Raw genomic sequence first — 10,936 nt, 5'->3', positions numbered from 1 at the left:
TTCGCCTGCCGGGCAAAGCCGACCCCTACGACATGATCCGGACCGAAGACGGAACGCTGTGGGTCACCGAGTCGGCGCTCGCGGCGATCGCGGAGATCGCCCCGTCGGGGAAGATCACCCAGCATCCCCTGCCCCGCGGCACCGGTTTCGCGCCCACCCCGGCCGACCTCCAGGAGTCCCCGGACGGCGGGATCTGGTACGCCGCCGGTGATCAGATCGGACGCCTCGGCCCGTCCGGCAAGTTCACCTGGTGGAGCGACAGTTACCGCGCACCCGGTAACGGGCCCGGTGCCAGTGCCGACGGCCCGGGCTTCCCCGACGCCCTGACACTGGGCCCCGACAACACCATCTGGTTCGAGCACTCCGAGCGCGGCTCGAAGGTCTTCAGCCGCGCAGACGCGAAACGGGGGCTGGACCGCATCACGCGGCTGAAGACCCAGTTCGACGTCGGGCCGGGCGGCATGGCCCTGGGGCCGGACGGTGCGGTGTGGTTCTCCCAGCAGAACGAATACAGCGCGAAGCAACGCGAGGGCATCGGACGGCTCACCGCCGAGGGGGACTACAAGAAGTGGCCCCTGCCCAAGAACTCGGCCCCCAACGACATCGTCGCCGGTCCCGACGAAGCGCTGTGGTTCACCGACCGGCGCGGCATCGGGCGCATCGGCACCGACGGCGGCCTCACCCATCTCCCGGTACGCGACTCCAAGTACCCCAGCGACATCGTCCTCGGGCCGGACAAGGCCCTCTGGTTCACGACGGACCATCGAGTCGGGCGCATCGCCACTCAGGGCAAGCTCAAGGGCAAAGTCTCCCTCTGGCCCGTACGAGGAGCGAAGAACCTGAGCGCCATCGTCCCCGCACCCGCCGGCAGCTTCTGGCTGGCGGACCGCGACACCGCCACGCTTCTCCGCTTCACACCGCCCAGCTGAACCACCAGAGGAGGAGGAATTTTCGCGTGTTCATAGCCGAAGAGGACACTTTCGATCCCGAGGAGATGCTGAACCTCTACGACTCGGTGGGCTGGGAAGGCTATACCAGCGACGTCGACAAGCTCTGCCGGGGCCTGAGGAACTCGCACCTCGTCAGCACGGCACGAAGTGAGGACGGAACGCTCCTCGGCCTGGCCCGGACGGTCTCCGACGACGAGCACATCTGTTACGTCCAGGATGTCGTGGTCAACCCTGCCTTCCACAGGCAGGGCATCGGCCGCGGCCTGGTCGAGCACCTCATGCGGCGCTATGCGCACTGCCGCTTCTTCCTCCTGTCCACCGACCATGAGTCGACGCCGGAGGGCAAGCGCAATCATGCGTTCTACCGGAGCCTGGGTTTCCTTTCCTACGAGGAGAAGGAGCTGGCGGGCTTTGGTCTGCCCAGGAACCGGCGCCGCGCTGACCAGCATGAAACGGATTCATGAGGGCCATCGTGCGACAGGGCACGGCGCCGGCTTCCGGACAGGGTGGTCAGCATGGCGGTCAGGGTGGTCAGGCCGTCTCCCGTATCGCGCGAGCCAGGACGTGCAGGCCCTCGTCGAGTTCGTCGGGGGTCACCGTGAGGGGCGGCAGGAGTTTGAGTACCTCGCTGTCCGGGCCGGAGGTTTCGACCAGTAGGCCGAGTTCGAAGGCCCGCGCGGCGGCCCGCGCCGCGCGATGCGTGTCATGGAACTCCATGCCCCACACCAGGCCCCGGCCGCGTACCCCCTTCACCTCTTCGAGGTGCTCGGCACTGACCGTCGCCAGCTCCTGCGCGACCTGCTCGCCCCGGAGCAGCGTCTGCTTCTCCAGCTGGTCGTCCCGCCAGTAGGTGTTGAGCGCGGCGGTGGCGGTGACGAAGGCGGGGTTGTTGCCGCGGAAGGTTCCGTTGTGTTCGCCCGGTTCCCAGATGTCGAGTTCCGGCTTGAAGAGGCACAACGCCATGGGCAGTCCGTAACCGCTGATGGACTTGGACACGGTGACGATGTCGGGGACGATGCCCGATTCCTCGAAGGAGAAGAACGCGCCGGTGCGGCCACAGCCCATCTGCACGTCATCCACGATCAGCAGCATGTCGTGGTGCCGGCACAGCTCGGCGAGTTCGCGAAGCCACCCGGCCCCGGCCACGTTGATGCCGCCCTCGCCCTGCACGGTCTCGACGATCACAGCAGCGGGACGGTCCAGTCCGGAGCCCTTGTCCGCCAGGAGTCGCTCGAACCAGGCGAAGGAAGAGACGTCGTCGAGATAGCCGTCGTAGGGCAGCGGGGTGCTGTGCACCAGCGGTACACCCGCACCCGCCCGTTTGAAGGTGTTGCCGGTGACGGCGAGGGCGCCGAGGGTCATACCGTGGAAGGCGTTCGTGAACGAGACGACCGTCTCGCGCCCCTTGACCTTGCGGGCCAGCTTGAGCGCTGCCTCGACGGCGTTGGCGCCGGTCGGGCCCGGGAACATCACCTTGTACGGCAGTTCGCGGGGCTTCAGGATCACGTCCTGGAGAGTCTCCAGGAACGCGCGTTTGGCCGTGGTCGACATGTCCAGGCCGTGGGTGACACCGTCGCGCTGAAGGTAGTCGAGCAACGCGCCCTTGAGGATGGGGTTGTTGTGACCGTAGTTCAGCGAACCCGCCCCGGTGAAGAAGTCGACGTAGGCGCGGCCCCGCTCGTCGTACAAGTACGAGCCGCGGGCACGGTCGAAGACGGTCGGCCAGCCGCGGCAGTAGCTGCGGACTTCCGATTCCAGGGTCTCGAAGACGTCAGGGTCGGGGTGAGTGACGGTGCGAGGAAGGGTCATTGCACATCCTTGAGAGGCAGAGGAGTGGACAGGCGAGTCCGGGCGGGGCGGGGAACTCGGGTGCGGCCGGCCAGAATCTCCTGCAGGAGCGCTTCCCTCTGGTGCGGCGCACCCGGGGGGCCGGTGAGGGTCCGCTGCCACCTGCGGGTGGTTTCGTGCGGACTCTCATACGTGCTCTCCTTCGGGTTTCCGTACGGACCGAGGTCGTCGGAGCGGTAGGAGGCCCGGCAGTCGAGTACGACGCCGGACTCCTCGGGAAGCAGTCGGGACAGGCCGACACGGACGGTCGCCTCGGGGAAATCCACCGTCACGGCGTCGTGGTCGCACACGATCCGAAGAGCCTCGGTCAGTCGCTCGTCACCGATGATCAGGATGAACCGGAGGGCAAGGCCCTGCCGCTCCACGGCAGTCCACGGCCGGCGCCGCTGCGCCTGGCGGACCGGTACTGCACGAAGTGAGACGCCTGTGTCGGACATGGTGAGCTGTCTCCTGCCTACAGCCCGCCATGTGCTGTCCAGGGAGGGACGAGGGGCTGCTGGTGGGGTGCGGGGCGTGCCGTGTCACGCCTGCCGTTCATGAGGGGGGTTACGGGAACGGTGAGCACTTGCGCTACTTGTTGCGCAAAGCGCTCTCTGTCAATACGGCGTTCGCCGCCCTGGACTCCTTCGACGCGGACTCGGCCGGAGGCGGAGTCGATGGGACATCGGAAGAGTTGCAAAGGGTGTTCAAGAAACGGTTAAAGAGAATGTCGAATCGCAGCTCGGACGGGTGCCCGGCAGTGATCGCCGCGGTCGTGCGCGGATGCTGTACAAGCATTGCCTCTGTGTAACGCGAGAGTTTCCGCCAACGCCCGCGAGCCACCGGAGCGGCCGGAAACCACGGTGCAGATTGCGCCATTTCAGCGTGCCACAACGGGACTCGGACACCCATGAAAGCGGTTTTGGAACCAAGAGGTGACTGCGGGTAGCGACCCCCTGCTCCCCCGCATAATTCCACGCCTGGAATGGCCGGCGGCCCTGGCGCCAGTCGTCACAAAAGGAGCGAAACGGGAGTTCATCTTTCGCCACCACAGGCGTTGTATGCAAAGTCCGGTCGTAGCTTTAACGCCACGGGAGGCCGGATGCGTCTGGTTGACCTGTGAAGCCCTGTGTATGTTCGTGTTGGCTTCTGTGAATTTCGATGGGTCACCGGCATCTGGCACGCAAAGAGATTGGTGGGCACTGGTGTATCGCTCGAAGCTTATGGACGAACTAGCTCCTGGACCGTTAGCACGAACACGCCCGCTGAACGAGGATGTTGGAGTCGCGGTTCACAGCGGAGTCCTCGGCCCCCTGCGCCTGGGTGTCTCCGCTTCGGCCGAAGGCGTCTCGATCGCACCAAAGATTCGTACGGTTATGGCCATGCTGCTGGTCCACGCGGACCAGGTGGTTCCCCTGTCCGCCTTCAAACGCGAGCTCTGGCGGGAACGACCGCCCGCCACCGGACTCCGCACCCTGCAGACCTACATCCTGAACTGCAGGAAAACGTTGTCCCAACTCACCGGGTGCCCGTCCTCCCAAGTCGCCCGGGAGATCCTGGTGACCGGCGCCGGCGGCTACGGAATAAAAAGCACCCATATCCGGCTGGACTGGCTGGAATTCCAGCGGATACGGACCCTGGGAACCAGAGCGCTGGAGCGGGGCGAGACCGAGGCCGGCATCGCACTGCTCGATGACGCGCTGGAGCTGTGGCGGGGCGACGCCCTGGTCGACACCCCGGCGGGCCCGGTACTCGACTCCAAGCGCCGGTTCTTCGAGGAGTCCCGGCTCGATGCCATAGCGATACGGGCAGAAGCGCAGATCAAGGCCGGCCTGCACCAGCGAGCCATCACCCAGCTCGCCGCGGTGACCACCATGCACCCTCTCCACGAGGGGCTGCACGCCCAGTACGTCCGCGCACTCGCCCTGGTCGGACGCCGGGCCGAGGCACTGGAAGTGCTGCGGGCGCTGCGCACCCGGCTGGTGAGCGAGATCGGCATCGAGCCCGGCACTCCGCTCAAGGACCTCCAACTGGCCATCCTGTCCTCGGAGCCCAGCGCCGTGTGAGCGAGAGGTGCGTGGTCGCGGGGCGGTGCACCACCGCGCCCCGGCCACGTTCCGCCGTACCTCGGCCACCTCGATGCGCATACTCACCACGGATGGCCCCCAAGAAACCGATCAGCCCCAGGTGAGCGGGTCGAGATGGAGGTAGAAGCGCAGGCGGTCGTGGTCGAGGGCGATGCCGTACCGCTCGGCGAAGGCCATGTCCGCACTCCGAGCCTGCTCCTCGTCCGTCCACGTCTCTCGCGCGTTGGCGAGCAGCAGCGCCAAGTCGGCGTAGCGGTCGGCCAGTCCGAGGCGGCCCAAGTCGATGAAGCCCGACACGTCCAGGGTCCGCGGATCGAGGATGATGTTGGGCAGGCACAGGTCCCCGTGGCAAACGACCAGGTCGGCGGCTTCCTGCTCCCGTCGCTGTGAGACCTGCCGGGTGAGGCGGTCCAGCAGTTCCGCGGTGGGCGTCCGCTGCTGGTCGACGGGGAGGAACTCGGGGTTGACGGCGTCGCGCGCCACGACGTCGCGCGCCACGGCGACCATGGCGTCCAGGCCCCGGCGGAAGGGACACTGAGACACGGGCGCCTCGTGCAGCCGGCGGACCGCGTCCGCGATGCGTTCCCAGGCGACCCGCAGGTCCTCAGCAGGCACCTGATCAGCAGGTATGCCGGAGACAGCACTCGTCACCAGACAGGCGCCGGCATCACCGGACCGCCAGTCGAGCACTCGGGGACCGGGTACGCCCTGAGCGCCCAGCCATGTGACCCGGTCGCGCTCGGCTTTCAGGTCGGCCGCATCCGCAGCGGGCACGCACTTGGCATACCGAGTGGCGTCTGCGCTGCGAAAGACAGCCGCTCCCGACTCGCCCGCGGTGACAGGCAACCAGCCGTCGTCTGCCACGCCGAGCAGCACCGGCGACATGGTCCGAGTTCCGCGGCGATCGCTCATGGCCGCCACTCTAGCCAGCCCGGCAAGGGAACCTGGACCGCAGATCTCCATCCTGACAACGCGCGTACCCAGGGCCTCATCCCTGACCGCGCCGACCTGTCGCAAGGACCCCACTGCCGACCCCCACCTTCAGGTACGTCTCTCCGGCCCTCGCGGGCTCGTGAAGTCTGCCACCGCGCCTCGCCGTCTCACCTTCCCACCACCGCTTCCGGGTACCTCGGAGGGCCTCCACTGCCCTTCTGGTCTGCGTCTTTGCCGTATTCATGCGCGTTCGTTGAGCGCTTGTGGGGCTCGCTTTCGACAAGACCTCGACAGGGGCTTGCCAGGCTGGCAGCGCGATCGGCCCCCGCGACGAAGTGCGGTTGCGGCGGCACTCCGCGATGGACCTTCTGCACCACCGACTGCCGCACGAAGCGCACCTCGTCCTCGCGACGCCCAGCTGACCGATCACCACTCGCCACCCCCGATGGATCCAGGAGAGACCTTGGACAGCCAGGCCTCGGCCCCGCCTCTCACCGCCACCGCAGACCCCGATCCACAGGTCCGCCCCGAACTGCCCCTGGCGCCGGGTGCGCCCGCCCGGGCCCGGGAACTGGTACTGCGCAACCCCGCGGACCTCGACTCGGCGACCGCCCTCCTCGACCACGTCGCCCGGCACGCCCGGACCCGACCGGACGCCTGCGCGGTCCAGGACCGTGAACGCACGCTGACCTACGCCGAGTTGGTCGCCCGGGTCGCCGCGGCGCGGGACGCGATGCGGATCCGCGGGGTGGGGGCCGGTGACGTCGTCGCCTGCGTCGGGCCGCGCAGTGCGCACACGCCGGTGGCCTTCCTTGCGCTGGAGAGCCTCGGGGCGTCGTACCTGCCGATCGACCTGGGCTGGCCCGAGGGCCGCGTCCGGGACGTGCTCGACCGCAGCCGGCCCGCCCTGCTGCTCGACTACTCCGACGGAACCGCCTCCGCCGCCCACTCGGCCGCCGTCGCCGAAGGGATCGGCACCCTCAGCCTGCCCACCGAGGGCAGGCCCGGCGGCCTGGACGACGGGCCGTACGGCGACCGTAGCGGCGAGGCCCGCTACACGATCTTCACCTCCGGCACCACCGGCCGCCCGAAGGGCGCCACCATCGAACACCGGGGCCTGCTCAACCACCTGTGGTCCAAGGTGGCCGACCTGGCCCTGGGGCCCGAGGACGCCATCGCCTTCTCCGCACCGCTGGTGTTCGACATCTCCATCTGGCAGATGCTCTGCCCCTTCCTGGTCGGCGGCAGGGTCGTCGTGCTCGACGACGCTGCGATGCGTATGCCGCGCTGGCTGCTCGGTGCCCTCGACACCACGGGCGTGACGGTCGTGGAGCTGGTACCCACCGTCATCGGCCGGCTGATCGACGAAATACGGCGCAAGGACGGACCGGCACTGCCGGGGCTGCGGTGGCTGCTGTCCACCGGCGAAGAGGTGTACCCCGCCCTCGCTGAGCAGGTGCTCGACACGCTCCCCCACGTATCCCTGGTCAACGCCTACGGTCCCGCGGAGTGCTCCGACGACGTCACCCTGCACGTGGTGACCCGCGCCGATCTGGCCCGGCCCCGGCTCCCGGTCGGCACTCCCGTGGCCAACTGCACCCTCCACGTCCTGCTCCAGAACGACGACGGCGCCTGGCGGCCGGCCGAACCGGGGGAAAGCGGCGAGCTGTTCGTCGGCGGCACCTGCGTCGGGCTGGGCTACCTCAACGACCCCGCCACCACCGAACGCGCCTTCTTCCACGACCCCTTCGACCCGGACTCGTCGACCGGACGGATCTACCGCACCGGCGACCTCGCCCGCGTCGAGGACGGGCTCGTGCACTACCTGGGCCGCGACGACCGGCAGGTGAAGGTCGGCGGCGTACGGATGGAACTGGGCGAGATCGAGGCCACCCTCAGCCGGCACCCCGCTGTCGAGAGCTGCGCCGTCACCGTCTCCGACGAGGGACCCGTCAGCGAACTCGTCGCCCACTACACCCTGCGCAAGGAAGTGCCGCAGCAGGAACTGAAGCAGGCGCTGAGCGCGGCCCTGCCCCCGGTGATGGTGCCGCGGCACTGGCGGCAATGGGACGCGCTGCCCCTGAGCCGCAACGGAAAGATCGACTACCGGTCGCTCACGGCGGCCCCCGCCGGCCCACGGAAAGAGGCACGATGACCACGGCAACGTCCACGGCTACGGCAACAGCAACGACCTTCGAGGGTGCGGGCCGGACCGGGGTGCCCGACCTCGCGGAACGCCTCGCGGCGGTGACCCAGGTCGCCGAGCAGCACCTGGACCGGACCGACCGGGACGCGACGTTCCCCGAGGAGGCCCTGGCACAGCTGCGCGACACCCGCCTGCTGGGCCTGCAGGTGCCCAAGGAGGAGGGCGGCCTCGGCGGCACCCTCGGCGACCTCATCGAGACCGGCCTGGTGCTCGGGCGTACCGACATGTCGCTGGCCATGATTTTCGTGATGCACTGTCAGCAGGCTGAGGCGGTGGTACGGCACGCCGCGTCGCCGCTGCGCGAGGAGCTGATCCCGCTTCTCGCCGCCGGCAAGCTGTACCTGGCCTCCGTGACCACCGAGAGCGGCAAGGGCGCGGACCTCTTCAAGTCCGAGGAGCCGCTGCACGAGACGGACGGCACGCTGGAGGTCGACCGGGCGGTCCCCATCTCGACCGGCGGCACCTCTGCCGACGGGTTCCTGATCACCATGCGCAGCCCGTACGCCACGGCCGATCACCATGTCTCCCTCGTCTACGCCCACCGCCACCAGCTGGACGTGCAGGTGGTCGGAGGGTGGAGCCCCTTGGGCATGCGGGCCACCCACAGCCTGCCGCTCAAGCTCAGCGGCCGCATCCCCGGCCATCAGGTGATCGGCGAGCACGGTGCCTTCCACCGCATCGTGCAGTCCGTCTTCGGCCCGCTCGCCCACCTCGGCTGGTCGGCCGCCTGGCTGGGCACCGCCTCCGGGGCGCTGTCCCGCGTACTGCGCCTGCTGCGCGACCCGGCCGGCCGCAAGCGCTTCGACCTCACCTCCGAGTTGCTGCTCACCCGGCTCTCCCGGGCCCGGCAGCGGCTGGAGACCGTGCACGCGCTGCTGCGCCGGACCCAGGAGCTGGCCGAGTCCGGTACGGACTGGTCGGTCACCAGCCACCAGCTGCTGCTGAACAACCTGAAGATCACGGCGGCCGAGGAGTGCCACGCCGCCGTGGAGGAGCTCATCGACGCGGTCGGCCTCAAGCACGGCTACCTCCAGGACTCGCCGACCCGCCTGGAGAAGGCCCTGCGCGACCTGCGCTCGGCCGTTCTCAACTTCAGCAACGACCGGCTGCACCTCGCCGACGGACGGCTGTGTCTGCTCGACCCGGACGTCCGGTTCCACTGAGCGACCGGCCCCCTTCGCGGTCACCTCACCCACCTCCCATCCGCACCCCACCTCCGAGGATTCGCCATGCCCGAAAACACCGCCGGAGCCCCGACCCAGAACTGGAACACCGCCCTGAAGTACATCGCGGGGCGCAAGGCAGCCGAGGAGTCCCTGGGATTCGTCGCGCACGTCAGCACCACCGTCCGCGACACCGAGGACGCGGCAGCCGTCCTCCCGGCCGTCGCCCGCGCCTGCGCGCCCTTCTTCGCCACCGCCGTCTCGCTGGACGCCGGGCCCACCCACGGGCAGGCCGTCGTCCAGGGCCCGGACGAGCTGACCGCCGTACTCAAGACGCTGCGCGACATCGCCGTGGAGGCGGGGCAGCGGCAGCTCGTCATCAGCGAGCACGAGAAGCTCGCCGCCAAGACCGACCCGCGCCACCTGGAGCTGCTGCGGGAGGGGGGCGGTGACTCGGCGGTGGTGGTCTCGCTGGACTACCGCGGGCTGTCCGGGGGCCACGTCGTCTTCGTCCGGGAGGCCAAGCACCGCCGGGGGATCTACGGTCCCTCGGATCTTGCCCTGGCAAACGAAGTGGCGGACCGCGTAGGGGCGTTCAACGCGCTCATCGGTCTGACCACCCCCGCCGGGCAGTGACACCACCGGACCGAACGCCGCACGGCACATGGAGGGCTGATGACAGCGACCTGGACGGACGTACGCGACTGGATTCTCGAACGGAATCCGGACCTGACGGACCTGGCACCCGAGACCGACATCATCGACTCGCGCCTCGTGGATTCCCTGCAGTTCGTCGAGCTCGTCCTGTACATCGAGGACCTGCGCGGAACGGCACTGGACGCGGACGCCGTCAGTCTCGATTCCTTTCGCACCCTCAAGGAGATCGAGCAGAACTTCCTCCAATGACACTGACGGCCGACATCCGTGCGGGGAGCGACGATGGGCGCTAGTACCCAACGATCCATAGTCTTCCAGGGAGATGCGGACAGCGCCGACGACGTCATCGTCTTCCTGCCGCCGGCGGGCAGCGTCACCTCGCCGTACTTCCCGATCGGCGACCTCCTCGCGGACACCCTGCCCGCCGTGCACTGCGAGACGCCGGGACGTGGCCGGCTGGCCGCCGAGGAGCCGCCCGGCTCCGTGCACGGCGCGGCCGACCGCTGGGCCGCCGAACTGGCCGAGGCCCTGCCGGGGCGCCGACTGCACTTCTTCGGACACAGCCTGGGCGCGCTGTACGCCTACGAACTGACACTGCGCTTCGAGGCCCGGCCCGAATGCGAGGCAGCCAGCCTGTCCGCGTCGGGCGCCCGCGAGCCGGGCAGTACGCCCCGCTCGCTGCTGACCACCGCGTTCGCCGCCCTGCGGGCACCGGACCGGCAGGACGGCGCCGGGGAGCAGTGGATGGACCGGGACCTGCGGATGCGGGGCGAGTACCGGACCGCCCACCAGGCGGTGCGGGCACCCCTGGCCCTGCTGTGCGGCACCTCGGACCCTTTCGCCCGCCCGGCCGAGATGGAGCAGTGGCAACGCTTCACGAGCGGCCCGTACCTGGGGCTGTCCACCTTCCGCGGCGGCCACGACTACTACCTGTCCGACCCGCGGGCGATCGCGGAGGTCATCACCCGGACCGTCCACCACAGCCGGCACCCGGAAGGCATCACGCACCCGGAGTGACAGACCGGCCCACCGAACCTGTCCCCTCACACAGCACACCGGAAGCAATCTCTCGTACCTCAACACACCGTAACCAGTCCCCTCACCTCAGCACCC

Annotated in this window: 11 protein-coding genes; 8 read left to right on the top strand and 3 right to left on the bottom strand. The window is 69.0% G+C overall.

Annotated elements, in window-relative coordinates:
- The first annotated feature begins 32 nt into the window (after window positions 1-32).
- Both ABZ840_RS06585 and ABZ840_RS06580 read left to right on the top strand, forming a co-directional pair.
- Entirely contained in the window at window positions 33-929 is an 897-nt protein-coding gene (locus ABZ840_RS06585) for a hydrolase (protein WP_361554314.1), read from the top strand.
- Window positions 930-955: 26 nt separating this feature from the next.
- Entirely contained in the window at window positions 956-1,414 is a 459-nt protein-coding gene (locus ABZ840_RS06580; protein ID WP_361554311.1) for a GNAT family N-acetyltransferase, read from the top strand.
- Between the two features lie 67 nt (window positions 1,415-1,481).
- On the opposite strand, the gene ectB is transcribed toward ABZ840_RS06580, so the two are convergent.
- Complete coding sequence (ectB, locus tag ABZ840_RS06575; RefSeq protein WP_361554308.1) at window positions 1,482-2,759, bottom strand: diaminobutyrate--2-oxoglutarate transaminase; 1,278 nt, start codon at window positions 2,757-2,759, stop codon at window positions 1,482-1,484.
- On the bottom strand, window positions 2,756-3,235 hold the full coding sequence (locus ABZ840_RS06570) for a hypothetical protein (RefSeq protein ID WP_361554305.1): 480 nt from the start codon (window positions 3,233-3,235) through the stop codon (window positions 2,756-2,758). Before ABZ840_RS06570 ends, ectB begins: the two co-directional genes overlap by 4 nt.
- Window positions 3,236-4,159: 924 nt before the next feature.
- On the opposite strand from ABZ840_RS06570, the gene ABZ840_RS06565 reads away from it, so the two are divergent.
- On the top strand, window positions 4,160-4,843 hold the full coding sequence (locus ABZ840_RS06565) for an AfsR/SARP family transcriptional regulator (RefSeq protein ID WP_361554302.1): 684 nt from the start codon (window positions 4,160-4,162) through the stop codon (window positions 4,841-4,843).
- 111 nt (window positions 4,844-4,954) lie between these two features.
- Here ABZ840_RS06565 and ABZ840_RS06560 read toward each other — a convergent pair whose 3' ends face one another.
- Window positions 4,955-5,776 (bottom strand): APH(3'') family aminoglycoside O-phosphotransferase, encoded by an 822-nt coding sequence (locus ABZ840_RS06560; protein ID WP_361554299.1) that lies wholly within the window; start codon window positions 5,774-5,776, stop codon window positions 4,955-4,957.
- A gap of 484 nt (window positions 5,777-6,260) precedes the next feature.
- Between ABZ840_RS06560 and ABZ840_RS06555 the strand changes: the two genes are divergently transcribed.
- From ABZ840_RS06555 to ABZ840_RS06535, 5 genes are all read left to right on the top strand, one after another.
- Window positions 6,261-7,952 (top strand): amino acid adenylation domain-containing protein, encoded by a 1,692-nt coding sequence (locus tag ABZ840_RS06555; RefSeq protein WP_361554296.1) that lies wholly within the window; start codon window positions 6,261-6,263, stop codon window positions 7,950-7,952.
- Window positions 7,949-9,166 (top strand): acyl-CoA dehydrogenase family protein, encoded by a 1,218-nt coding sequence (locus ABZ840_RS06550; RefSeq protein ID WP_361554293.1) that lies wholly within the window; start codon window positions 7,949-7,951, stop codon window positions 9,164-9,166. Before ABZ840_RS06555 ends, ABZ840_RS06550 begins: the two co-directional genes overlap by 4 nt.
- 66 nt (window positions 9,167-9,232) lie before the next feature.
- Complete coding sequence (locus ABZ840_RS06545; protein WP_361554290.1) at window positions 9,233-9,802, top strand: hypothetical protein; 570 nt, start codon at window positions 9,233-9,235, stop codon at window positions 9,800-9,802.
- A 39-nt stretch (window positions 9,803-9,841) separates the two neighbouring features.
- The gene (locus ABZ840_RS06540; protein ID WP_361554287.1) at window positions 9,842-10,072 is read left to right on the top strand and encodes a phosphopantetheine-binding protein; all 231 of its coding nucleotides are present in this window, start codon (window positions 9,842-9,844) and stop codon (window positions 10,070-10,072) included.
- A 33-nt stretch (window positions 10,073-10,105) separates the two neighbouring features.
- Window positions 10,106-10,840, top strand: coding sequence for an alpha/beta fold hydrolase (locus ABZ840_RS06535; protein WP_361554284.1), 735 nt, complete (start codon window positions 10,106-10,108; stop codon window positions 10,838-10,840).
- Window positions 10,841-10,936 lie beyond the last annotated feature (96 nt).

The organism is Streptomyces sp. NPDC047117 (assembly GCF_040643545.1).
Classification (GTDB): domain Bacteria; phylum Actinomycetota; class Actinomycetes; order Streptomycetales; family Streptomycetaceae; genus Streptomyces.
This window is presented reverse-complemented; position numbering and strand designations above follow the sequence as displayed.